Genomic DNA, 23,195 nt, shown 5'->3' with positions numbered 1-23,195 from the left:
AACTTAACCCGGTTCTGGCGGGTTACGTATTTGTTACCTGGTCAGCTTCAGCGCTGATAACGGCTGACAATGTCGTCCAGAGCTCCACTTTTGCGGGCCTCATCCAGGCCCCGCTGAAGATCCTCCACAATCCCGGAATCGGTCTGGTTGCTGACAGCCAGGTACATCGGCGTTTCCCGGAAGACCAGGACCGGTTTCAGGCCGGTAATGCCATGCTCTTCTTCCGCCACCAGTGGACCCACCAGTCCATCGGTAACCCACAGGTCGGCCTGACCCAATGTCAGCCTGCGCGGGTTCTGTTCACCAGACACGTTCATGATGACGTCAAACCCCTCACCGACAAGATAATCCGACATCACGTCTCCCTTGTAGCCGGCAATTTTGTACTGTTTGGCATCGTCCAGGGTGTCAAGTGCAATATCTGAGTCCGGTGCCGCGAACAGTGTCCACTTGATTGGCGCCAGCGGTCCCACCCACTGGAACTGGCCTTCCCGTTCATCGGTTCGAGCCGTGCAGAACAGGGCATGATTCTCACGGCCCTGAACCCTATCGTAGGCAAGGCTCCAGTCACGCATCTTCATGACGTATTCGTAGTCCACCCGCTTCATCATCTCCTTGACCATATCCGTACAGATACCTGATATATCCCCGGCATTATGGGCAAAACCCTGGCCAGTGGTCGAAGCGTTATAGGGAGGGTAATTCTCGGTATAGATATAGAGCTTGTCGTCGGCGAGGGCTGTTGGCATCAGTGCCAGCAATAAGAGGCCCTGGGCCACACGTCTGATAAGTGTCAGGGGGCTTGGAATTCCGGAGCCTGATCTGGCTGGCATTCTTGTATCCTCGTTGCAATAGGGCTTTGTCAGTTGTATATATATGCAAAAACTACATTCTGGCATTTAAGGCTAATTGCTTTGGTCGCTTATGCCAATACGACCATCATTGCGGTTCTGACGCAAAATTTCAGTGACAAAACGTATCTTTGTTGTGCGTAATTTTAATGCGTCGCAGGCAGGAACCAACGCTGCAGTTCCCTCAGGACATCCTCAGGCGCTTCCTCGGGAAGAAAATGCCCACAGCCCAGCAGCCTGCCCTCCACCTTATCGGCATAGCGTTGCCACACGGCCATGACATCGTAGGTGCGGTGAACAAACCCCCTGCTACCCCAAAGCACCAGCAGCGGGCACTCAATCTTGCGATTGCGATCACGGTCATGCCTGTCATGCTCCAGATCGATCGTAGCGGCGGCCCGGTAATCCTCACAGGAGGCATGAATCACCCGCGGATCACGGAAACAGCGCACGTACTCGGCAACCGCGCCCGGGTCAAAACCGGCATCGGGACCGCTCCAGCGATTGAGTTTCTCCTTCAGGAAGTAATCGGGATCAGCGCCGATCATGCGCTCGGGCAATCCATCGGGCTGAATCAGGAAGAACCAGTGATAGTACCCGGTGGCAAAATTCTGGTCGGTGTGGCTGAACATATGCAGAGTGGGCGCAATATCCATCACACAGACACGGGAAACCTGGTCCGGATAATCAAGCGCCATGCGATGGGCCACTCGCGCACCCCGGTCATGGCCGGCAACGGCGAACCGCTGATAGCCCAGGCCCGCCATCACCTCTACCATGTCCCGGGCCATTTCCCGCTTTGAATAGGCTCCATGAAGGGTATCGGATGGCGGTTTCGAGCTGTCACCGTAGCCGCGCAGGTCCGGACAGATCACGTGAAAATCCCGGGCCAGCTCCGGCGCTACCCGGTGCCACATCACATGGGTCTGAGGATATCCGTGTAGCAGGAGCAACGGCGGCCCCTTACCGCCCTGGGCAAGGTGGATATCGGCACCTGACGTTCTGATGCGGTCGGTTCTGAACTCAGCCCCAAAATCCATCAAATACCTCCGCCATTTGCTCTTAGTCTATTGAATTCGACATTGAAATAGATAGTGTAGCCAATCAACCGCAGGGATCGAACGGAACAGGCCCGGCCCCCGGGGCAAGTAACCGCAGCTATTTTGGCGTTTATCTTAGACATTGGTTTCGTTGCGTCTTGCTGCAGGCGGCTTTTAAGGCCACTATCGTAACCATCCATATTTGCGAAAACGAAAAGGCACCGCATGTTTCTCGAACGTTACCATTCAATCCAGGACGGACACGTGCTGATCAGCGCGACCCAGGCCAGCCGATTTGCCAAGGAAGTGGCAGGAGATTTCAACCCGATACACAACCCCGACGCCCGCCGCTTCTGTGTACCCGGGGACCTGCTGTTCGCTCTGCTGGTCTCACACTTCGGCCTGTGCCGGCATATGACGTTCCACTTTCGCAGCCTGCTGGGCGAGAATGTCCCACTGGACTTTCGCGAAGACAGCGACGGCGTGATTCGGGTCTACGACCAAAAGGGCAAGGTGTATATCGAGGTCGAGCGCAGCGGCGAATGCACCCACGATGAAACCGTCATCGAGAATTTTATTCGCTGTTATGTTGCGGCTTCGGGCAAGAACTTTCCCCATACCCTCAAACCGTTAATGGAAAGCGAAGGCGTGATGTTCAACCCCGACAGGCCCATGATCATGTACCAGAGTATGAGCCTGACTATGAACACCCTTGATGCACCATCTCCTGATCTGGAGTTGCACAATGCCGGCCTGAAGCCGGAAGGAAAGCGGGGCAACGTCTCGCTGGATTACCGCTTGATCTCGGACAGCAAAACCGCGGGCGAGGTTTCCAAGAAGCTGGTTGTCAGTGGCCTGCGGGAGTACGACTCAGACGCGATGGATGCGGTTGTCGAAGAATTCTACCGGCTCAAGAACAGATCCTGGGATTAACCGGAACCCTGTCATGGCAACCACACCGGTAAGTCGGGAAGACAAGCTGGCGGCACTGGCCCGTCTCGACAGGTTCAGCCGAATGGCCGATAACGCCATTGTCATACCGTTCACCCGTTTCCGGATCGGCGTCGAGCCCCTTATCGGTCTTGTTCCTGTGCTGGGTGACTTCGCCGGCCTGATCATGTCGGGTTACGTGCTTGTCGAAGCGCAGCGGGCCGGTGCCAGCAGTCGTGTTAAACGGCAAATGGTCCGCAATATGGCGATCGACTTTGTTGGCGGCCTTGTTCCCGTCGTCGGCGATGCCTTCGACTTTGCCTGGAAGGCCAATGCCCGCAATGCAAAACTGCTTCGTGACTACCTGGAAATCGAACTGAAAACACAGCCCGAACCTGCGTTTCCCTGGAAACAGTTTGTGGTCACCATCGGCATTCTCTCTGCACTGACAGTCCTGGTAGTCATTGCCCTCTGAATCGGGATCACTACGGATTTGTGCCTGGCAGCCCCAAGGCTTAACCTTGACTCAGGCACATTGAATGACTGAAGGGACAACCACTATGGCGAAGAATAGCTGCTCCAACTGTGGGATGGACATACCCCGGGGAAGTAAAAAATGCCCGGAGTGCGGCAAACTTCAGACTTCAAGGCTCAGGATGATTCTTGGCGCGGCCACCGTGCTGATTGCGGCACTGGTTATTGTCATCGGGGCTGTTTTCATCATCGTGAAGGACGAACCCGCCAACCCCGCCGGGAGCACTACCGAAATCACTCCCTGACCTCACGCCATTTTCGCAAGTATCGACTATTATTGCCGCAGGGCTGATTCCGTTCTGGCGGCACCGGGCAATAGTAACGATCTACTTCGGAAACCAGAATAACAACAGGTGAAACACTCATGAGCGATGGACCAACCGACACTGGCTGGGACTATCTGATCCGGGGCGCCAAGGTCTTTGATGGCATCGGCGATTTGCCGGTGCGCGAAGATATTGCGGTTGCCGGTGGCAAGATAGCCGCCAGGGGCGCAAACCTTGATCCCCGAAAAGCGCGCACGGTGATAGATGGCAGCGAATGCTGGGCCATGCCCGGGCTTTTCGATATCCACACTCACTACGACCTTGAACTGGAAGTCGCCCCCGGCTTGCCCGAGTCCGTGCGCCACGGCACCACCACGGTGGTGATCGCCAACTGCAGCCTGGGGCTGGCCTTCGGTTCCCAGCGCAAAAACGGGGCTGACCCGATTGTGGATTGTTACGCCCGCGTGGAGAACATTCCCAAAGAGGTGCTACGGGCAACCGCCGATCGGGTTGACTGGCAGAACCCGAAGGAATATATCCAGCACCTCAACAAACTCAGCCTGGGGCCCAACCTGGTTGCCCTGGTGCCCCACTCCATGCTGCGCATCGAAGTGATGGGGTTTGAGGCCAGCATCTCCCGTGCCCCCACCGAAGACGAGCTCCAGGCCATGGAGTCTTTGCTGGAACAGGCACTGGACGACGGCTACGCGGGTTTCTCCACCGACGCCCTGCCCTTCCATTACCTGGCCAATCAGCCTAACACCCGCAAAACCATTCCCACCCAGTTTGCCGGGTACCCGGAAATCAAACGGCTGACCGATGTGGTCCGGCGCAAGGGTGGTGTCTGGCAGGCCACACCACCGAAAGACAGCACCATTGGCACCATCAAGACCTTCCTGCTCAGCTGCGGCCGCCTCCACGGCAAGCCGTTGAAAACCACCGTTGTGGCGGCACTGGACGTGCATAGCAACCGCAAGATCGTGCGGCTGGCACGTTTGCTGGCCCGGGTACTCAATTCCCGCCTGCTGAAGGGTGACTTCCACCTTCAGGCGCTGGCAGCGCCTTTCAAGGTATGGTCTGACGGCGCGGTAACGCCGCTCTCTGAAGAGATAGAAGAGCTGCGCATCCTCAATGAAACCGAACTGGAAGACCGCGAAGGCAGACAGAAAATCCTTTATGATCCGGCCTACATCAAGCAGTTCAAGGCCATGTGGATGAGCGGCAAGACCGGCCTTGGCCTCAGGCGTCTGAAACACCTGGTTCGTCTCGAGGATTACGCGTTCAACCGTACCCTGGAAGACATGACCATCGACGTCTGCCCGCTGAAGGACTGGGAGGGTAAAACCTTCGCCGACGTCTATGCGCGCGTGAAAGCTGCCAATGCAGGAAAGCCCCGGGACAGCAGCGACGCGGAAAAGGCCCTGCTGAAGGACTGTTTCAGCCAGGTGAAGGATGAAGGCGACTTCGTACTGGCAATGCTGCGGGCCTTCGATCGCGACCTGAGCTGGTACACCGTTTCTGCCAATCGGGACGAGCGCACAGTGCGCAACCTGCTGATGGACCCCCAGCTACTACCCGGCTTCAACGACAGCGGCGCGCACCTCACCAATATGGCCTTTTACGACGGCAACCTGAGAGCGCTGAAACTGGCGTCAGACGGTGGCGATATGGATGTAGCCTACATGGTGCGACGCCTCACCCGCGATCCCGCGCGGGTGTTCGGCGTCAAAGGTGGAAGCATCGGGGTGGGTGATCAGGCGGACCTGATTCTGGTGGACCCCTCTGCGCTGCGCCGCATGGACCATAACAACACTGTTCAACGTCAGTACCGCGAAGCGTTCCAGCATGAGCAACTTGTCAATCGCACCGATGGTGTAGTGCCCCTGGTGATGATCGCCGGTCACCCCGCTTGGCACGGAACGGAGTTCGACGAGGCACTGGGGCAGAAAAGAATGGGCACCGTGCTGGACACTAGCCAAAGAACCAATAGCACACCAGGATAGCCGTCAGCATACCGGCAAAGTCCGCCAGCAGGGCACAACCGAGGCCATGGCGGATTTTGCGGATGCCCACGGCGCCGAAATACACCGCCAGCACGTAGAAGGTGGTTTCGGTACTGCCCTGCATGGTGGCCGCCATTAATGCGGGAAAACTGTCCACCCCGAAGGTATCCATGGTCTCAAGCATCATCGCCCGGGCACCACTGCCGGACAGGGGCTTCATAAAGGCGGTAGGCAGCGCCTCGATGAAACCCGTATCCCATCCCAGCCCCTCAATGACCCACCGAATACCCCCAAGGCCCGCATCCAGTACGCCACTGGCCCGCAGAACACCGATCGCCACCAGCATTGCTACCAGGAACGGCAAGAGTGAAATGGTGAAACTGAAGCCCTCCTTGGCCCCCTCGATAAACGTATCGTAGACATTCACCTTCCGCAGGGCACCGATCAGCAGGAAGCTGATCACGATGCCGAACAGCGTGAGATTGCCCACCAGCGTTGACGTAGCCGCCAGGGCCTGGGCGGACATGCCCGCCAGTGTTGCCAACAGCAACCCCAAAGCCGCCGCGCCGGCGAGAAGGTAAGCCAGCACCACCGGGTGCCAGAGCTTCAGCCGCTGCATCAAGGACACACTCAGCAATCCCACCAGGCTGGACGCAGTCGTCGCCAGCAGAATAGGCAGGAACACTGAAGTGGGCTCCGCGGCCCCTTGCTGCGCGCGGTACATGAAAATGGTCACTGGCAGCAGGGTCAGTGACGACGTATTGAGAACCAGGAACAGAATCTGCGCGTTACTGGCCGTATCCCGGCTCGGGTTCAGTTCCTGCAGCGAATGCATGGCCTTGATGCCAATGGGCGTAGCCGCGTTATCCAGCCCCAGGATATTGGCAGCAAAATTCATGGTGATATGCCCCTGCGCCGGGTGGCCACTGGGCACTTCCGGCATCAGCCTGCGGAACAGCGGGTCCAGGACTCTGGCCATAAGCTGAATCAACCCGGCTTTTTCGGCAATGGCCAGAAAACCCAGCCACAGCGTCATGGTGCCCACCAGCACCAGTATGATCTCGACACTGAGTTCTGCCATGTCGAACATGGCCGCAACCAGGCGGCTGAACACCTCGCTGTCGCCCATGCCCAGCCATTGCCAGAGTGCCGCTGCAAAGGCCACCAGGAAAAACCCCAGCCAGATTCCGTTAAGCATTGTGTGATTCGCTTCCCTGAGTTGTGAGTGACGAGTTCATTTTCGGGGCACCAGCCTTCCGCGCGCACCAAATTGAACCATACTCGCCATGATCAGCCCGCACCGGCACCAGATTTCGCACGGCACTGCATTAATAAATAGGCGTTAGTTTACTGAACTTCATAGATTTTTTTTGGATCAGCGAAATCAGGCACGGGTATTGCGTTGTACCAGATGACATTAACCAGCGATTGCCGGGCCTTCACCGGCCCGGAACATTGAACACTACCCGGACAACGGCGTCCCCACAAACCTGACTTTCAGGCTTTCGTGTGCGCGCCGTTTTTTTGTGCCCGGAACATTCCATCGTCAAATGAGGTAATTAAAGGATGTCCTATCTAGTTCCTTCAGAATTCGTCACCAAAATGGTGGACGCCGGTGAATCCAAGGTTCACATGTCCACCCGCGACACGCTGATCCGCGCTTTCATGGCCGGCGCCATTCTTGCCCTGGCGGCTGTATTTGCAGTTACCGTGGCGGTGGAAACCGGCAGTTTCCTGCTGGGTGCCGTGCTCTTCCCGGTGGGGTTCTGCATGCTCTACCTCATGGGGTTTGACCTGCTCACCGGCGTGTTCATGCTCACTCCCCTTGCCCTGCTGGACAAGCGACCCGGGGTTTCCACCAATACCATCCTGAGAAACTGGGGCCTGGTTTTTGTCGGCAACTTCGCTGGTGCACTGACCGTCGCCTTCATGATGGCCTTTATTTTCACCTACGGTTTCAATACCGAACCCGGCGCCGTTGCCGAGAAAATTGCAGGCGTCGGTGAAGCCCGGACCCTTGGCTATGCCGAGTATGGCGCAGCCGGCTGGTTTACCATCTTCATCCGCGGCATGCTGTGCAACTGGATGGTTTCCATGGGCGTGGTGGGCGCAATGATTTCTACCAACGTTGGCGGCAAGGTACTGGCGATGTGGATGCCCATCATGCTGTTCTTCTTCATGGGCTTCGAGCACTCCGTTGTGAACATGTTCCTTTTCCCGTTCGGCATTATTGTTGGTGGTGGCTTCTCGGTGATGGACTACCTGATCTGGAACGAAATTCCCACGGTTCTGGGCAACCTGGTTGGTGGCCTCGCCTTTACCGGCCTGACTCTCTACACCACCCACATCCGCACCGGTGCCAAGCGCAACTTTTCCAAGAGCGCCAGTGCTGACCGCGTGCCCGCGTAAATGGGCTGTTGTATTTCAACATGAGCAGGCATCTGAAGGTTTCTGCCGGTCAGCATTCGGACAAAGGCCGCAAGCCATCCAACCAGGATTTCCACGGCTGCATTATGCCGGCCGAACCACGCCTGGGGATGAAAGGCGTCGCCTTTGCCATGGCCGACGGGATCAGTAGCAGCGACGTCAGCCAGATTGCCAGTGAAACGGCGGTGAAAAGCTTTCTGGATGACTACTTCTGCACTTCAGAGGCCTGGTCTGTGCGCAAGTCTGCGGAGCGGGTAATGACGGCCACCAACTCCTGGCTCCATGCCCAGACCCGCAACAGTCCTTACCGGTATGAAAAGGACAAAGGGTATGTCTGCACACTCAGTGCGCTGGTGTTCAAGGCTTCCATGGCTTACCTGTTCCATGTCGGTGACACCCGGATCTACCGCCTGCGGGACAGGGCCCTGGAACAGCTCACCAATGATCACCGGTTATGGATTTCCCAGCAGGAGAACTACCTGGGCCGCGCCCTCGGGATGGATTCGCTACTGGAGATTGATTACCAGTCGCTGCCGCTGAGAGAGGGCGACCTGTTTATTCTGGCAACCGACGGCGTCTACGAACATGCCAGTGCACAACAAATGATCGGCACCATCAGTCAACACCCGACAGATCTGGACCAGGCCGCCCGAGCCATGGTCAAGGCTGCTTTCGACAACGGCAGCGACGATAATCTGAGCGTGCAGATTATTCGGGTGGACCAACTGCCAGAGCAGAGATCCGCGGAGATTCAGCGGCAGGTGGAAGACCTGCCTTTTCCGCCCATCCTGGAACCACGGCACAGTTTCGACGGCTACACCATTCTCCGGGAAGTGCACGCCACCAGCCGCAGCCATGTGTACCTGGCACTGGATACCGAAACCGACACCCGGGTGATCCTGAAAACGCCGTCCATAGACCTGAGGGGTGACCCCGGCTACCTGGAGCGGTTCCTCATGGAAGAGTGGATTGCGAGGCGGGTGAACAGCGCCCATGTTCTCAAGGCGGGCCTGCAGGATCGTCCCCGCAACCACCTGTACACCGTGACCGAATACATCGAAGGCCAGACCCTGAAGCAATGGTTGATTGACCACCCCAAACCGGATCTGGAGACGGTGCGCGGCCTGGTGGTTCAGATTGCCCGCGGCCTCTACGCGCTGCATCGCATGGAAATCCTGCACCAGGATATCCGCCCCGACAACATCATGATTGACACCAACGGCACCGTAAAAATCATCGACTTCGGCTCCGCCCGGGTGGCCGGCATTGTGGAGGCCAATACCCTGGAGCCAAACGACATCCCGGGTACCGCGCTGTACATGGCGCCGGAATACTTTATGGGCGAAACCGGCACCAACTGCTCAGACCTGTATTCACTGGGTGTACTTACCTATCACATGCTGTCCGGCAGATTCCCCTACGGCACCCAGGTGGCCAAGTCCCGCACTGCATCGGCCATGCGCCGGCTCACCTATGCCTCGGTACTGGACGATGACCGGGAAATCCCCGCCTGGATCGATGAAACCATCAAAAAAGCGGTACACCCGAACCCGGACAAGCGTTATCAGGAACTGTCCGAGTTTACCTTCGACCTACGCCACCCCAACCAGAACTTCCTCAACAAAACCCGCCCGCCGTTACTCGAGCGTAATCCCGTGGCTTTCTGGCAGAGTGTATCGGCCCTGTTGGTCTGTGCTGTTGTCTACCTTCTTGCTACATAAAACCAACACTCCGAATACTTTTTAGAACCCAAATTTCGCGACAATTGGCTAGTATTGGTGCAAGTTTCCAGCGAACAACCCGAGAGTTACCATTGCAACGCGCCATGGGCCACCGGCCAATCCTGCAGAATCCAGCGGCGGCAATCTGTCGGCTTGCGGTGGTGCTGTGCCTTCTGTTGGTCCTCGCCCCCAGCGCGCTGGCACTGGACCCGGTTAACGTTACACAGGGAAAGGACAGCCTGTCACTCGGGCCACACATTGAACACCTCAAAGACCCTGACCGCTCTCTGGACCTGCCCGATGTCCGCGCCCTTGGCGAACAGTTCACCCCGATCACCCGGGAGGTGCTCAACATCGGTTACACCAGTGCCGGCCACTGGGTGCGGTTCCGGCTCAAGAATCCCGGCACCGAGTCACTCACCCGCTACCTGGAATTCCGGTCTCTTTTCGTCGACAGACTGACGCTTTATCACCCCCGGGGAGGGGGTGAGTACGAGAAAATTGAGTCCGGGCGCCTGGTGCCTCCGGCAGAACGCCCTCACACATCACAAACGTTTATTTTTCCGATCACGCTGCCTCCAGACACTGACGCTGACTTCTACCTCTATGCCGCCAGCGCCGACACCCTCACCATTCCCCTGTACCTCCACACCGACGATGGCTTGCAGCAAACCGAGTTGACCAGCCGCTCCTGGCTGACATTCTTCCAGGGCCTGATTGTCACCATGACGGTATTCAGTCTGTTCCTGCTGGTGACATTGCGGGACCGGGTCTACGGCTACTACATCGGCGTTATCGTGGTGCATCAGGGCCTGTTCTTTACTCTGTTCAACGGCCTGGGCTACCAGTACTTCGGGCTGGAGAGTCCCTGGTGGTCGCGGGAGGCAATGTCTGTACTGGTCAGCCTGGCGATGTGGATGATCATGCAGTTCACGCGGGTACTGCTGACCACCCGGGACCAGCAACCCCGTCTTGACCGGCTGGTCGTCGCGATCCAGTTTGCCGCTCTTGTCATTGCCAGCCTGAGCCTGTTCGTGGACTATTACCTGTCCATCCGCCTTGCTAATCCCCTGGCATCTGTCACGGCACTCACACTCTGGGTCGTTGGCTGGAACAGCCTGTGCAAGGGCAATCCGGCCGCCAGATACTTCCTCATTGCCTGGACTATGCTGATCATTGGCGGCCTGACTTACAGTCTGAAATCCTGGGCGCTGATTCCCAGTAACAACTTTACCGAACACAGCTGGCAGATTGGTGCGGCCATAGAGGCTATTTTCCTGTCGCTGGCCATTACCGACCGCATCAGTACCGAAAGCCGGCAGCGCATCCAATTGCAGCGCGAAGCTCAGAAGGCGCAAGCCAGAGCGCTGGAAGTGCAGCTCAAGGCCAATGAGACACTTGAGCAGAAAGTCCAGGAACGCACCGAGGAACTCCGGGAGGTAAACCGCAAACTGCAACAGCTCAGCGATACCGACCAGCTTACCGATATCAGCAACCGCCGTTCCCTGGAACGTTATCTGAAACACACGTTTCAGCGAGCCACCATCGACGGCAAGAGTATTGCCGTGCTGTTGATCGATGTGGACCACTTCAAGCCGGTCAACGACACCCATGGCCACCAGACGGGTGATGACTGCCTGAAGGTGATCGCCGAGCGTATTCAGGCACATTCCCGCTGGCCAGCTGACATGGTAGCCCGCTATGGCGGAGAGGAGTTTTGTGTGGTGCTCCCTGCCACCGACCAACAGACCGCTGTACTGGTGGCAGACCGCATCCGGAAAGGCATCGCATCCAGGCCTGTACCAACACGGATCGGGCCACTGAAGCTGACCATCAGCCTGGGCGCCTGCGCGGCAGTTCCGACACCGGCAGATACCTGTGAAACATTTCTGGAGCGCGCTGACCAGGCGCTTTACCAATCGAAGCAGGAGGGACGCAACCGGGTTACACTGTATAACGCTGAAACGGTCCAGAATGGTTGAGGCAAAATGAACACAACAACCGCCCGGATGGCTTTCCTCTACCCCGGCCATGCCGCTGAAGATGACTATCCACGGCTGGCAGCGATGAGTTCGCCGGCGTCTGAAGTGACCGTCATCCATACAGAATTCAATGAAGATGCCCACACTGTGGAAGCACTCACAGAGATGGGAAGCCCACAACGTCTGAGTGAAGGCGCAAGGCAGCTTGAGAACAGGAACCTGGAAGCCGTTCTGTGGACGTCCACCAGCGCCAGCTTTGTTCGGGGCCTGGACGGCATACGCGAACAGATCGAAACGCTGGAAAACCTGCTCCACATCCCGGCCTCCACCACGGCGATGGCGTTTGCACGGGCTGTTACTGCAATCAATGCGAAGCGTGTCGCCATCGCAGCGACCTATCCCAGGGACGTTGCCCTGCTGTTCAAGGCGTTTCTGGAGCATTTCGATATCGAAGTGGTGCACATGACCAGCCACGGCATTGTCACCGCCGCAGAGGTAGGCACGCTGCAGCGAGAGGCCGTATTACGGTTCGCGACAGACAACAATCACCCTGACGCCGATGCGTTACTGGTGCCGGATACCGCGCTGCACTCGGCTGCCTGGCTGGAGGACCTGGACGCGGCTGCCGGCAAGCCGGTGCTAACGGCCAACCAGGTCAGTTTCTGGGAGGGGTTGAGGTTATGCGGCAAGCTCACACCCCAGCCGGGCCTGGGCTCCCTGTTCAGGGTAAACCCGTGGGATTAGGAAGCCGGCTTCCGCTGCGTGACCACCAGGGCAACGCCGGTGATGGATATGGCTCCACCGATCATTGCGAGCACACCCAGCCGTTCATCGAACAGCCAGAACGCTTCCAGAGCAGTCACCGGCGGCACCAGGTAGAACAGACTTGCCACCTGTGATGCCGCACCACGGCGAATCAGCCACATCAGCAGCAGGATTGCGCCGATCGAGACCCCGAAAACCAGCCAGACCATCGACCATATCAGCGGCGGGGCCCACTCCACTGCACGGGTTTCAAAGACAAAAGCGCCCACGGCAAAAAACGTTGCCGCGGCGCTGTATTGAATGAAGGTTCCGGCGACGAGATCCGCCTGGGTGCCATTACGCTTCTGGTAGACGGTACCCAGGGAAATGCCGCCCAGGGAGAGCGCCGCCCAGATCAGTGTCCACAGGGGAAAGTCCGTACCGGATGTGCCGGCACCAAACTTCTCCGCCAGCACCAGGCTGACGCCTACCAGACCAAGCGCTAGCCCCAGCCACTGACGGGACGAAACGCTCTCTTTCAGGACCAGGATCGCCACCGCAGAAGTCACCAGTGGCTGCAAACCAACAATAAGCGAGATAATTCCCGAGGGCATGCCGCCCTGAATGGCGTAGTACACGCCGCCCAGATAGCAGCCGTGAACCAGCAAACCGGTTACCGCCAGGTGACCGGCGCCACGCCATCCGGGCCAGCGGGTTTTCAGGAACCACGCGAGTACGCTGAGTAACGCCAGCGTGAACAGCATGCGTATCAGCAGGAGTGTAAAAGGCTCGGCAAAGGGCAAACCGAATTTTGCACCGATAAAGCCCGTGCTCCACAACCAGACGAACAGGGCCGGCACAAAAAACGAGTAGAAAATCTGGGGCATACGCTTAACCGCGAATTGTCAGACGTGGGTGGGAACGGATCAGAATTCTCCCGGGTTTATTGGGTAGACAATAGCAATGTTTAGCGACGGATCGTACCTTAGTAAACATTAATCAACCGACAACAATCAGAAATACGCCTAAAAAACATTATTTTATGCTTCTCCATCTCCATTCCGGAGCCGTTCGCAGTGATCCTCTGTTTGTGCCTTTCCGATGCATGTGCCACGTTTAAATACGAAGCCATCTGATAGGAGAAAGGATATGCTCTATTGGGCTGTCGTATGTCTCGTCGTCGCGATTATCGCCGGTGTACTGGGATTTGGCGGTATCGCTGGAACAGCTGCAGGATTTGCAAAAGTTCTGTTCTTTATTTTCCTCATCCTGCTTGTCATATCCCTGGTTGCCAATGCCATGAAGGGCCGGGGGCCAAAGATCTAGATACAAGTACACCCGGCGGCGGCAGGCTTCAACGTGCCGCCCGGGCTCGCGCCAGGGCTACGAGCACGGCGTCACACACCTCTTCGTGGTCCTTGCCGACACAATCAATAGCGACATCAGCCAGGCGGGAATAGAGCTCATACCTTTCAGTGAACAGGTCTTCCAGCGACTGATCCGGGCGACGGGAAATACCCCGTGCGCTGTAATCACCAATACGCTCAAGTACCACGCCCAGCGGAATATCCAGAAACACCACAACAGCATCGGCTTTCAGATGTTGCATCGCCGCTTCACTGTAGACCGCACTGCCGCCGGTCGATATGACCTGGCGCTGCACCTCCAGCCGGAGTAACACCTGCTCTTCTATTCTTCTCAGTGCCTGATAGCCATCACCATCGACAATGTCCTGCAGGGTACGGCCTGCTTCCTGCTGAATCAGCAGATCAGTATCAATAAACCCCAGCCCCAGCCGCTTCGCCAGCAGCACCCCGACCGTGCTTTTACCACTACCCGGCATACCGATGAGCACAACATTGCTCGCTGTTTTGTTCGCAGGCACCTTACCTCCGGAATCCGCCAATAATGTGAACTGACCGGCTATACTGAAAAAGTAACACTTTTGCGACACACATTGCGGTTTCTTCAAGCAACTATAGCCGTATAATCAGGCGAAAGGCTGAAACAAATGGCAGACAGCCGCGTTTATTGATCGGGCAGTACAAGAGCAAACAATGACGAGCGGCAAAACCTTCATCGCTTCATCGCTGGCACTGATGCTACTGGCGTTTTCCGCGCCGGGAATGGCGGACAGCATCAAGCGCATTGTCCACCCTGATGGGAGGGTGGAGTATACCAACGTGAAGGGCAGCAGCCAGAAACGGGCTTCCACAAAGGATGAAGTGGTTTACCGTTACAGGGACGACAACGGTGTGGTTGCCTACAGTGGCATACAACCCGCCAGCTCAAATTTCGACGTCATCCGATTCCACTGCTACGCCTGCGACCCGGACTCCAACGTGAACTGGCGCACCACCCCGCTGTTCCTGAAGCCCTACCGGGACGAAATTAGTACGGCTGCCAGCGAATTCAATGTTGACCCGGCACTGGTACGGGCCGTCATCCACGCCGAGTCGGCGTTCAATGATAAAGCCCTGTCACCCAAGGGCGCCCAGGGGTTGATGCAGCTTATGCCGGCCACCGCAAAAGAGCTGGGTGTTCGCAACGCCATGGTTGCCCCGGAAAACATCCGCGGCGGTGTAAACTACCTCGCCCGTATGCTCAAACGTTTCAACGGCGATACCAGGCTGGCAACGGCCGCCTACAATGCTGGCCCGGGTGCTGTCGGGCGCCACGGCGGCATACCGCCCTACGCCGAAACCCGAGCTTACGTGGAGCGGGTGGGCATCCTTCATGAACGGTATGCAAGTAACTGATACAGCATTAACCAAACGCCAGCCACGCCCCAACCAGTATCATCAGGCTTCCCGCCACCCGGTTGACCGTGCGAACGCCTCCGCCCTGTTTCAAGGCCTTGCGTAACGTTTTGCCGCCGTGGGCATAGAGCTGCAAGCAAAGGAACTCCAGGCCCAGAATAATCAGGATCATCGCCGTCAGCTGCGGCGCCATTGGCAGTTTGCTGTCAATAAACGGTGGCAGCAGAGCTATGAAAAAAGCCCACCCCTTTGGGTTGGCAATTGCCGTCACAAACCCCTGAAGCGCCAGCTGCAAGCGTGAGCTTTCAACCGGCTCCGCGTCCTCCTCCGGCATCGCCATTTTGCCCCTGGATCGCCACATCTGGATGCCAAGCCATGCGAGGTAGGCACCGCCGGCATACTTGAATACCGCAAAGGCTGTCGGGTACTTCAGCATAAAGGTTGCCACTCCCACTGCTGCCGCCGTCGCCACCAGAGCAACGCCGACCAGTTCACCCGCCATCATCCACAGCGCCCGCTTCACGCCAATGGTAATGCCGAGCGACAGCGCCAGGGTCATACACATGCCCGGGGTAATGGACACCACGAAGAACGTTGGAATAAAGGCGGACAACAAGGCCAGGTTCAGGGACACCACAAACAGACTCTCACGTTGAAGGTGACGAAACCGTTAATTATACAACCCCTGCAGATAACGCAAACCCGAAAGCTGTGCCATCTGTCCCCGAATCCATGCGACTCTTTCCCACACGTAGGCAGAGGGACTCGCAGCGCTGAGTACTTTCGGGTTGGGAAGAACCGCTGCAAGCCGGGCCGACTGGGTTTGAGACAAAAGGCTGGCAGGTACACCGAAATAGAGGCGGCTGGCGGCCTCTACGCCGTAGACCCCGTGACCAAACTCGGCAATATTCAGGTACACCTCGATAACCCGCCGCTTGGGCCAGAGCGCATCGATACCCAGTGCAAGCCCCGCCTCCAGTGCCTTGCGTATAAAACTGCGCCCGTTCCACAGGAACAGGTTTTTGGCCGTCTGCTGGGTGATGGTACTCGCGCCGCGCAAACCCTGGCCCGCCTGGTACTCCGCCAACGCCTTACGGATGGCACCGAAATCCACACCGTGGTGGTGCGGAAAGCGCTGGTCCTCACTGGCGACCACCGCCAGCGGCATCCAGGGTGAGATATCATCCAGGCTGACCCATTCCTGCCTCAGCTCCTGGCCGGAGCCGGACAGAAGGTGTCCGAGCATGAAGGCGGATGTGGGCGGGTTTACGAACCGGAACAGTAAAATCGCTGCGATCACCAGCAACAAAACCCCGGCGAGGGCCCAGGCAAACGTTCTCAGGGATTTCCGGATCAAAGAATGTCGAGCCACAGTGTTATCATCAACCGATTGTAGGTATCGTCGTTCAAGCGCAGAAAGTCTGACAAGACTATAACATTGACCCTATGAAGCTTTCCCGAATTCTCAGTAATCAAAACGGTGTCAGCCGCAAGCAGGCCAACGCACTGATTGCCGCAGGAGCGGTAACGATCAATGGTGTTGCCTGCCGGGAAGCGGCCCGGGAAGTGGACCGTTTCTCAACGGTGACCTGCCGTGGCAAGGTTATACAGCCGGGTGAGCCGGCCTGTTATCTGATGCTGCATAAGCCTGCAGGGTACCTCAGCGCCACATCCGACGAGGTTCACAAAACCGTAATGGAGCTGATCAACCACAACCTGCACACCGGCCTGCATATTGCCGGGCGGCTTGACCGGGCGAGTACCGGATTGCTGGTTATGACCAATGATGGCGCCTGGTCGCGCCGGCTTACCGAACCGGAAATCAGGATACCAAAGGTCTACCGGGTCTCTACCGCCAGTGCCATCTCACCAGAGACCGCCGAACGGTTCGCCGAAGGCATCTGGTTCCAGTTCGAGCAGCTCAGAACCTCTCCTGCCCAGATCGAACTGCTCGGCGAGCGGGAAGCAAGAATCACTATATACGAGGGCCGGTATCATCAGGTAAAACGCATGTTTCATGCCGTCGGCAATCGAGTAACGACACTGCACAGGGAGAGGATGGGCAACATTCACCTTGATGGCAGCCTTACGACCGGCGCCTACCGCCCGCTGACAGAAACGGAGATCAGCTCAGTCTGATAAAGGCCCGACCATGACTGAAAACAACTCAAGCTACTATCCCCGACCGCTGCGGCATCTGAGCAGCTATCTGTCAGGTCTTGTCCAGGACCGGCTCTGGCTGAAGGTACTCGTAGGCATGTTCCTGGGGCTGGTGACGGGCACCTTGCTGGGCCCCTCTGTTGGTCTTGTCGAGCCCGCGACGGGCACGCTGATTGGTAACTGGCTGGCATTCCCCGGGCAGCTGTTCCTGGCCACAATCCAGATGATCGTGATTCCCCTGGTCGTTGCCTCCGTCGTCCGCGGCCTTGCTGCCAGCGAAGACCTGGACCAGCTCCGCAAGATGGGGCTGCGAGTCACCGGCTTTTTCGTCATCACCACGGCCATCGCTGCCTCTATCGGGCTCTGGGTTGGCAGCGTGATGAATCCCGGCAGCATGATGACTGGTCTTGCGGGTACTGTCTCATCCGGGGAAGGCACGACCGCGGCAGCAACCATGCCCAGCGTGGACGAACTTCCCAAAACCCTGATCGGCCTGCTTCCCGGCAATCCACTGGATGCCATGGTGGAAGGCCAGATGCTGCAGGTGGTCATTTTCTCCATCATCGTCGGCATCGCACTGGTGAGTATGGCTCCGGAAAAATCACGGCCCCTGCTGGACTTGCTGGACTCCCTGCAACAGGTGTGCATGACCGTCGTGCGCTGGGCCATGCGGCTCGCGCCCTACGCCGTGTTCGGACTGATGGCACAGTTGACCACCACGATCGGCTTCCAGGCCATGATGGGTATGGCATCCTATGTGGTGACGGTTCTGGTGGGGCTGCTGCTTCTGCTCGGTTTGTACATGCTGATCCTGAAGCTGCTGGCCGGCCAGCCCCCTGTGCAGTTCATCAAGGACAGCCGTGACGTTTTACTGCTTGCGTTCTCCACTTCCAGCTCCGCGGCCGTGATGCCGCTGTCGATTCGCACCGCTGAAGACAAGCTCGGGGTACGGCCCTCGGTGTCGCAGTTCGTCATTCCTCTCGGCGCCACCATCAACATGAACGGCACAGCGCTGTACCAGGCCGTGGCGACAGTTTTCCTGGCGCAGGTCTACGGTATTGATCTCAGCATGGGCAGTATGGCGCTGGTCGTCGCCATGGCGGTAGGTGCCTCCATCGGCTCACCGGCAACGCCGGGCGTGGGTATCGTCATCCTCGCGATGGTGTTGCAGACTGTTGGCATTCCGCCCGGTGGCATTGCATTGATCATGGGAGTGGATCGAATTCTGGATATGTGTCGTACTGCCATCAACGTCACCGGCGACCTGGTCACCTGCCGGCTGATGGAGAACTGGTCCGGTAAACGGCTAGCTGACAACCCTGTTTCCGAGGAGCTCCCATGACAACCGTGCAAATCGACATCGTTTCCGACATCGCCTGTCCCTGGTGCGCCATTGGTTATGCCCGCCTGGAAAAGGCCATGGCGGCCCTGAAAGACGACATGGAATTCACCATCGAATGGCATGCCTTTGAGCTGAACCCGGATCCGTCCGGCGATGGCGAGCCTATCCTGCCGGCCCTGAGCCGTAAATACGGGCGCAGCGAAGACGAGATGAAAGCGAGTCAGGCGCAGATGATGGATATTGCCAGCGACCTGGGGCTGAACTTCGAGAAGCTTCAGGAACGCCATACCCGCAATACCTTTGATGCCCACAGGCTGGTGAAATGGGCAGGAGAACAGGGAAAGCAGACAGCTATGAAGATGGCCTTCTTCGAGGCCTATTTTGGCCGCGCGGAGAATATTTCAAACCCGGAGGTGCTGGTTTACTGCGTGGAAGCCATAGGGCTGGACGGCGACAAAGCCCGCGAGGTTCTGGCTTCAGACCTGTACGCGGATGCCGTGCGGCAGGATGAGGCTCAATACCAGCAGGCGGGTGTTTCCGCCGTGCCTGCCTACATCATCAACCAGAAATACCTGGTGTCCGGCGCGCAGGAACCTGAAACGCTGGTAAAAGCCTTTCGGGAAATCGCCGGGTCTGCCTGAGCGGCCCCCGGCGGTAATTACCAGCACACCCCCCTTCCCTGGGGGTTGTCCGGCAAGGTCAACCGTTACTCGGAGGCTGCGATCAAGCTGGCGTTACCACCGGCTGCAGTGGTATCCACACACAGATGGCGCTCAATCACGTACCGCTGATCCAGCTTGTGCTCGGTAATCAGTGGTAACAAGGCGCCGTCACGCTTCATCAGCGCTTGGCGATACGGCTTCAACAGTGACGGTTTTGCACAACTGACCACAGCCTCGAAACCATTAACCTTTTCAACGGCATCCGGCTCCAGGCGGCCTTCTACGCCGACTACCGGCAGGCCAGCCCTGGCAGCGCGATCCAGGGTGTGTTGAATACCCAGCGCAATTACCACCGCTTTATTGCCCTGAGCCAAAGCCATGGTCATCTGTTCGATGGCAGTTTCCTTATCGGGGCCAAGACATAGCACCGTGCCACGGGCGTGGTTGGTCAGTATGTTGGATTCACCCGTTGGCCCTGGCATTTCCTCGGCGTGGGCGTCCAATGGCTCGGGAACCGAGTCAAAGATCGACTTCATGGCCTCGATTCGCGCTTTTGGCTCCTGGGCATCCATCTTGTCGAGCTTGCCGATCAGGCTTTTCAGCTTCTTGGCATCCACTTTATCGCCACCCGACTCTGTCACACTCTGAACCGTCTCACCTTTCATAAACCGGCGCACATACTGAGGACCACCGGCTTTGGGGCCGGTACCCGACAGGCCTTCGCCGCCGAACGGCTGGGAGCCGACAATCGCACCGATCTGGTTGCGGTTAACGTAGGTGTTGCCGACCTTGATTCGACTGGCGATACGGTCAACCCGAGTGTCTACACGACTATGGATGCCAAAAGTCAGGCCGTAGCCCTTCGCATTGATGTCATCCACGACCTTATCGATATCTTTCGCATCAAAGGTAGCAACATGCAGTACCGGGCCGAAGATCTCTTCTTCCAGATCCTCAATGCCGTTCACCCTGAGCACCGCAGGAGACACAAAGTTACCCGTGTGCGGCACTGACAGTTTTTTCAGGAGTTGATCCTTGTTCTCGAATTTCTTGCAGTGATCAATGATTTTCTTCGCAGATGGATCATCAATGACCGGGCCTACGTCCGTGGACAGCAGCCACGGATCACCAATGCCCAGCTCTTCCATGGCGCCGTACAGCATGTGCAGCAGACTATCGGCGATGTCCTTCTGGACATACAGCATCCTCAGCGCCGAGCAACGCTGACCGGCACTCTGGAAAGAAGATGCCAGAACATCCCGGACCACCTGCTCTGGCAGTGCAGTGGAGTCGACGATCATGGCGTTCAGGCCACCGGTCTCTGCCACCATGACAGCGTCCGGTTCCATATTATCTGTCATGGCCTTGTCGATGATCTTGGCGGTGTTGGTAGAGCCGGTGAAGCATACCCCGGCGACACGGGAATCCGAGGTCAGGCCCGCACCGACGGTCGCACCGGTGCCCGGTACCAACTGGATGGCATCTTTGGGAATGCCCGCCTCATGCATTAACTCAACCGCGCGAAAGGCCAGCAATGATGTCTGCTCGGCTGGCTTGGCCAGCACCACATTGCCCGCCACAAGGTTGGCCAGAATCTGGCCGGTAAAGATCGCCAGCGGGAAGTTCCAGGGTGAAATACATACCACTGCACCACGAGCTTCACCGCTATCCTTGTAGCGAACGCCTTCGTTGGCGTAAAAGTGGGCAAAGTCTACTGCTTCGCGAATCTCAGCCACAGCATCCGACAGGGATTTACCCGCTTCTCGACAGGTCAGTGCAAACAGCTCGTAAGTGTTTTCTTCATAAAGATCCGCCACCTTGCGCAGGCAGTCAGCCCGCTCTTCTGCAGATTTGGAGGACCAGGACTTGAACCCTTTATCTGCGGCAGTGATTGCAGTGTCAATATCGGCTTCGTTAGCCTGGGTAACATGGCCAACTACATCATCCGGGTTGGCCGGATTACGCACTACCTGAACTTCAGTGCCAGATACCTTGCCTTTTATCAGCGGCCCGCCTTTCCACTGATGCTCTTTGTAGGCACCACGGCCCTTTTCGATGGCCTCGATGGTGACCGGGTCAGTGAGATCCCAGCCTTTGGAGTTGCGGCGGTGCTCGCCGAAGATCTTCAATGGATGGGTAATTGCCTTGCTGGAAATGTCTTTGCCCATTTCCCTGACCGAATCGATCGGGTCTTTCGCGATCATCTCCGGCGTAATGTCTTCGTCCACAATCTGGTTGACAAAGGAGCTGTTGGCGCCGTTCTCCAGCAGACGACGCACCAGATACGCCAGCAGTTCCCTATGGGCGCCGACCGGTGCGTAGATCCGGCAGGGAACGCCGCTCTCTTTCATTACCTGGCTGTGCAGGGACTCACCCATGCCGTGCAGGCGCTGGAACTCGTAATTGGCTTCACCACGAACCCTCGCCAGCTCCAGAATAGCGGACACTGAATGCGCATTGTGGGTCGCAAACTGCGGGTAAATGCGGTCGGTCATGTTCAGCAGTTTGGTGGAACAGGACAGGAATGACACATCACTGCAGGCCTTGCGGGTGAATACCGGGAACCCGTCCAGGCCCATCACCTGGGCACGCTTGATTTCCGCATCCCAATAGGCGCCTTTCACCAGCCGCACCATGATGCGACGGTCGTATTTTTCAGCCAGACCGTACAACCAGTCGATCAGGAAAGGCGCCCGCTTGCCATAAGCCTGCACCACCACGCCGAAGCCATTCCAGCCTGCCAGTTCAGGATCCCTCAGCAGCTCTTCAATAACGTCCATTGAGAGGTCCAGCCGATCCTGTTCTTCGGCGTCGATATTGAAGCCCATATTGGCGGCAGCAGCTTTCTTGACCAGTCGCTTAGCCCGGGGCAGAAGCTCTTTCATCACCCGTTCTTTATTGCCGTACTCATACCTTGCAAGCAGCGCAGAGAGCTTGACGGATATGCCGGGGTTCTTGCGAACGTCGCCCTGGCAATGTCTGGCAATACTGTCGATAGCGTTGGAATAGGAATTGTAATAACCCTGGGCATCGTGATCCGTGCGGGCTGCCTCCCCCAACATGTCATAGGAATAGGTGTAACCCTTTTTCATGTAGTCTTCGCCGGCTTTCTGGGCTTCCTTGATGTCGCGCCCAAGCACAAATTGCCGCCCCATTTCTTTCATGGCAAGACCGGCCACCTTGCGAATCACCGGTTCACCCATGCGCTTCAGAAGCCTGCGGAGGGTTTCAACCACGCTCTGGCGCTCGGACTCCGTCAGCAACTTGCTGGTCATCAGCAAGGCGACGGTTGCAGTATTTATCAGCGACGAGGAGGCTTTGCCAACGTGGTCACCCCAGCTGCCTGATGTGATCTTGTCTTCGATCAGCTCGTTGATCGTCACGCTATCCGGTACCCGCAACATGGCCTCGGCCAGGCACATTAGTGCCACGCCTTCCTGGGTGGTCAGCCCGTACTCCGCCAGGAACTTTTCCATAATGGTGGACTTTGAATTCTTTCGGACTCTGCGCACCAGTTCGGCTGCGCGGGCGGAAATCGCCTTACGCTCTGCCTCGGTCAACTGAGCGCCAGCAATCATTTCATTGATGACTGTGTATTCGTCGGCCAGATAATAATCGCGGATGGCCTGACGGCTATCGACGAGCTCAGGCGTCTCTGATTGCTGCGGTCTCATGGTTGAACCCTCTCAGTTGTTTGTCTTTCCCGCATTCTACCGGGAACGACAAAGACTATTTGACTGTAAAAACCAGCCAGGCGCGGTATTCAGGCTTTTT

21 protein-coding genes are annotated in these 23,195 nt (G+C 57.4%); 13 read left to right on the top strand and 8 right to left on the bottom strand.

Annotated elements, in window-relative coordinates; all coding sequences use genetic code 11:
- Positions 1 to 47 precede the first annotated feature (47 nt).
- Positions 48 to 833, bottom strand: a complete 786-nt coding sequence (locus QPL94_RS08485) for a substrate-binding periplasmic protein (RefSeq protein ID WP_285356775.1) — start codon at positions 831 to 833, stop codon at positions 48 to 50.
- A gap of 164 nt (positions 834 to 997) precedes the next feature.
- Positions 998 to 1,891, bottom strand: a complete 894-nt coding sequence (locus tag QPL94_RS08480) for an alpha/beta fold hydrolase (protein WP_285356773.1) — start codon at positions 1,889 to 1,891, stop codon at positions 998 to 1,000.
- A gap of 225 nt (positions 1,892 to 2,116) precedes the next feature.
- Here QPL94_RS08480 and QPL94_RS08475 point away from each other — a divergent pair, with 225 nt between their 5' ends.
- The 4 genes from QPL94_RS08475 to QPL94_RS08460 all read left to right on the top strand — a co-directional run bounded on the left by QPL94_RS08475 (position 2,117) and on the right by QPL94_RS08460 (position 5,624).
- Positions 2,117 to 2,824 (top strand): DUF3581 family protein, encoded by a 708-nt coding sequence (locus QPL94_RS08475; protein WP_285356772.1) that lies wholly within the window; start codon positions 2,117 to 2,119, stop codon positions 2,822 to 2,824.
- Positions 2,825 to 2,837: 13 nt separating this feature from the next.
- Positions 2,838 to 3,296: a DUF4112 domain-containing protein gene (locus QPL94_RS08470; RefSeq protein WP_285356770.1), complete on the top strand. Its 459-nt coding sequence runs from the start codon at positions 2,838 to 2,840 to the stop codon at positions 3,294 to 3,296.
- Positions 3,297 to 3,381: 85 nt separating this feature from the next.
- Positions 3,382 to 3,600 carry a zinc ribbon domain-containing protein gene (locus QPL94_RS08465; RefSeq protein ID WP_285356768.1) on the top strand — a complete coding sequence of 73 codons (219 nt, stop codon included), beginning with the start codon at positions 3,382 to 3,384 and terminating at the stop codon, positions 3,598 to 3,600.
- Positions 3,601 to 3,719: 119 nt separating this feature from the next.
- Positions 3,720 to 5,624 (top strand): N-acyl-D-amino-acid deacylase family protein, encoded by a 1,905-nt coding sequence (locus tag QPL94_RS08460; RefSeq protein WP_285356767.1) that lies wholly within the window; start codon positions 3,720 to 3,722, stop codon positions 5,622 to 5,624.
- Here QPL94_RS08460 and QPL94_RS08455 read toward each other — a convergent pair.
- Complete coding sequence (locus tag QPL94_RS08455; protein ID WP_285356765.1) at positions 5,593 to 6,822, bottom strand: spore maturation protein; 1,230 nt, start codon at positions 6,820 to 6,822, stop codon at positions 5,593 to 5,595. The genes QPL94_RS08460 and QPL94_RS08455 overlap by 32 nt on opposite strands.
- Before the next feature lie 368 nt (positions 6,823 to 7,190).
- On the opposite strand from QPL94_RS08455, the gene QPL94_RS08450 reads away from it, so the two are divergent.
- The 4 genes from QPL94_RS08450 to QPL94_RS08435 all read left to right on the top strand — a co-directional run bounded on the left by QPL94_RS08450 (position 7,191) and on the right by QPL94_RS08435 (position 12,498).
- A complete protein-coding gene (locus QPL94_RS08450; protein WP_285356764.1) occupies positions 7,191 to 8,033 on the top strand; it encodes a formate/nitrite transporter family protein in 843 nt (280 codons plus the stop codon).
- A 20-nt stretch (positions 8,034 to 8,053) separates the two neighbouring features.
- On the top strand, positions 8,054 to 9,772 hold the full coding sequence (locus QPL94_RS08445) for a bifunctional protein-serine/threonine kinase/phosphatase (protein WP_285356763.1): 1,719 nt from the start codon (positions 8,054 to 8,056) through the stop codon (positions 9,770 to 9,772).
- A 92-nt stretch (positions 9,773 to 9,864) separates the two neighbouring features.
- Complete coding sequence (locus QPL94_RS08440) at positions 9,865 to 11,754, top strand: sensor domain-containing diguanylate cyclase (RefSeq protein WP_285356762.1); 1,890 nt, start codon at positions 9,865 to 9,867, stop codon at positions 11,752 to 11,754.
- A 6-nt stretch (positions 11,755 to 11,760) separates the two neighbouring features.
- Entirely contained in the window at positions 11,761 to 12,498 is a 738-nt protein-coding gene (locus QPL94_RS08435; RefSeq protein WP_285356761.1) for a maleate cis-trans isomerase family protein, read from the top strand.
- On the opposite strand, the gene QPL94_RS08430 is transcribed toward QPL94_RS08435, so the two are convergent.
- Positions 12,495 to 13,385, bottom strand: a complete 891-nt coding sequence (locus tag QPL94_RS08430) for a DMT family transporter (protein WP_285356760.1) — start codon at positions 13,383 to 13,385, stop codon at positions 12,495 to 12,497. The genes QPL94_RS08435 and QPL94_RS08430 overlap by 4 nt on opposite strands.
- A 262-nt stretch (positions 13,386 to 13,647) precedes the next feature.
- On the opposite strand from QPL94_RS08430, the gene QPL94_RS08425 reads away from it, so the two are divergent.
- Positions 13,648 to 13,824 carry a DUF1328 domain-containing protein gene (locus tag QPL94_RS08425; RefSeq protein ID WP_285356759.1) on the top strand — a complete coding sequence of 59 codons (177 nt, stop codon included), beginning with the start codon at positions 13,648 to 13,650 and terminating at the stop codon, positions 13,822 to 13,824.
- Positions 13,825 to 13,852: 28 nt separating this feature from the next.
- On the opposite strand, the gene QPL94_RS08420 is transcribed toward QPL94_RS08425, so the two are convergent.
- Positions 13,853 to 14,383 (bottom strand): shikimate kinase, encoded by a 531-nt coding sequence (locus QPL94_RS08420; protein WP_285356757.1) that lies wholly within the window; start codon positions 14,381 to 14,383, stop codon positions 13,853 to 13,855.
- 172 nt (positions 14,384 to 14,555) lie between these two features.
- On the opposite strand from QPL94_RS08420, the gene QPL94_RS08415 reads away from it, so the two are divergent.
- Positions 14,556 to 15,257 carry a lytic transglycosylase domain-containing protein gene (locus QPL94_RS08415; RefSeq protein ID WP_285356755.1) on the top strand — a complete coding sequence of 234 codons (702 nt, stop codon included), beginning with the start codon at positions 14,556 to 14,558 and terminating at the stop codon, positions 15,255 to 15,257.
- A gap of 7 nt (positions 15,258 to 15,264) precedes the next feature.
- Here the strand turns inward: QPL94_RS08415 and QPL94_RS08410 are convergent, their stop codons facing one another.
- Positions 15,265 to 15,891 (bottom strand): LysE family translocator, encoded by a 627-nt coding sequence (locus QPL94_RS08410; RefSeq protein ID WP_285356753.1) that lies wholly within the window; start codon positions 15,889 to 15,891, stop codon positions 15,265 to 15,267.
- A gap of 36 nt (positions 15,892 to 15,927) precedes the next feature.
- On the bottom strand, positions 15,928 to 16,629 hold the full coding sequence (mtgA, locus tag QPL94_RS08405; RefSeq protein ID WP_285356752.1) for a monofunctional biosynthetic peptidoglycan transglycosylase: 702 nt from the start codon (positions 16,627 to 16,629) through the stop codon (positions 15,928 to 15,930).
- A 74-nt stretch (positions 16,630 to 16,703) separates the two neighbouring features.
- On the opposite strand from mtgA, the gene QPL94_RS08400 reads away from it, so the two are divergent.
- From QPL94_RS08400 to QPL94_RS08390, 3 genes are read left to right on the top strand one after another with little or no spacing between them, the layout of a single operon-like run.
- Positions 16,704 to 17,396, top strand: coding sequence for a pseudouridine synthase (locus QPL94_RS08400; RefSeq protein ID WP_285356750.1), 693 nt, complete (start codon positions 16,704 to 16,706; stop codon positions 17,394 to 17,396).
- Between the two features lie 13 nt (positions 17,397 to 17,409).
- Entirely contained in the window at positions 17,410 to 18,759 is a 1,350-nt protein-coding gene (locus tag QPL94_RS08395) for a dicarboxylate/amino acid:cation symporter (RefSeq protein WP_285356749.1), read from the top strand.
- Positions 18,756 to 19,400: a DsbA family oxidoreductase gene (locus QPL94_RS08390; protein WP_285356748.1), complete on the top strand. Its 645-nt coding sequence runs from the start codon at positions 18,756 to 18,758 to the stop codon at positions 19,398 to 19,400. Before QPL94_RS08395 ends, QPL94_RS08390 begins: the two co-directional genes overlap by 4 nt.
- Before the next feature lie 65 nt (positions 19,401 to 19,465).
- Here QPL94_RS08390 and putA read toward each other — a convergent pair whose 3' ends face one another.
- On the bottom strand, positions 19,466 to 23,095 hold the full coding sequence (gene putA / locus QPL94_RS08385; protein WP_285356747.1) for a bifunctional proline dehydrogenase/L-glutamate gamma-semialdehyde dehydrogenase PutA: 3,630 nt from the start codon (positions 23,093 to 23,095) through the stop codon (positions 19,466 to 19,468).
- Positions 23,096 to 23,195 lie beyond the last annotated feature (100 nt).

This window comes from Marinobacter sp. SS13-12, assembly GCF_030227115.1.
Taxonomy (GTDB): domain Bacteria; phylum Pseudomonadota; class Gammaproteobacteria; order Pseudomonadales; family Oleiphilaceae; genus Marinobacter.
The sequence above is the reverse complement of the archived record's forward strand: the minus strand, read 5'-3'. Positions and strand labels throughout refer to the sequence as shown.

What these genes read in the sequence shown, in the direction of transcription:
- QPL94_RS08465 (WP_285356768.1), top strand. Translation starts at nt 3,382, where the DNA reads ATGGCGAAGAATAGCTGCTCCAACTGTGGGATGGACATACCCCGGGGA.
- QPL94_RS08415 (WP_285356755.1), top strand. Translation starts at nt 14,556, where the DNA reads ATGACGAGCGGCAAAACCTTCATCGCTTCATCGCTGGCACTGATGCTA.
- QPL94_RS08480 (WP_285356773.1), bottom strand. Translation starts at nt 1,891, where the DNA reads ATGGATTTTGGGGCTGAGTTCAGAACCGACCGCATCAGAACGTCAGGT.
- QPL94_RS08475 (WP_285356772.1), top strand. Translation starts at nt 2,117, where the DNA reads ATGTTTCTCGAACGTTACCATTCAATCCAGGACGGACACGTGCTGATC.
- QPL94_RS08400 (WP_285356750.1), top strand. Translation starts at nt 16,704, where the DNA reads ATGAAGCTTTCCCGAATTCTCAGTAATCAAAACGGTGTCAGCCGCAAG.
- QPL94_RS08430 (WP_285356760.1), bottom strand. Translation starts at nt 13,385, where the DNA reads ATGCCCCAGATTTTCTACTCGTTTTTTGTGCCGGCCCTGTTCGTCTGG.
- QPL94_RS08390 (WP_285356748.1), top strand. Translation starts at nt 18,756, where the DNA reads ATGACAACCGTGCAAATCGACATCGTTTCCGACATCGCCTGTCCCTGG.
- putA (WP_285356747.1), bottom strand. Translation starts at nt 23,095, where the DNA reads ATGAGACCGCAGCAATCAGAGACGCCTGAGCTCGTCGATAGCCGTCAG.
- QPL94_RS08455 (WP_285356765.1), bottom strand. Translation starts at nt 6,822, where the DNA reads ATGCTTAACGGAATCTGGCTGGGGTTTTTCCTGGTGGCCTTTGCAGCG.
- QPL94_RS08485 (WP_285356775.1), bottom strand. Translation starts at nt 833, where the DNA reads ATGCCAGCCAGATCAGGCTCCGGAATTCCAAGCCCCCTGACACTTATC.
- QPL94_RS08470 (WP_285356770.1), top strand. Translation starts at nt 2,838, where the DNA reads ATGGCAACCACACCGGTAAGTCGGGAAGACAAGCTGGCGGCACTGGCC.
- QPL94_RS08425 (WP_285356759.1), top strand. Translation starts at nt 13,648, where the DNA reads ATGCTCTATTGGGCTGTCGTATGTCTCGTCGTCGCGATTATCGCCGGT.
- QPL94_RS08460 (WP_285356767.1), top strand. Translation starts at nt 3,720, where the DNA reads ATGAGCGATGGACCAACCGACACTGGCTGGGACTATCTGATCCGGGGC.
- QPL94_RS08395 (WP_285356749.1), top strand. Translation starts at nt 17,410, where the DNA reads ATGACTGAAAACAACTCAAGCTACTATCCCCGACCGCTGCGGCATCTG.
- QPL94_RS08450 (WP_285356764.1), top strand. Translation starts at nt 7,191, where the DNA reads ATGTCCTATCTAGTTCCTTCAGAATTCGTCACCAAAATGGTGGACGCC.
- QPL94_RS08435 (WP_285356761.1), top strand. Translation starts at nt 11,761, where the DNA reads ATGAACACAACAACCGCCCGGATGGCTTTCCTCTACCCCGGCCATGCC.
- QPL94_RS08445 (WP_285356763.1), top strand. Translation starts at nt 8,054, where the DNA reads ATGAGCAGGCATCTGAAGGTTTCTGCCGGTCAGCATTCGGACAAAGGC.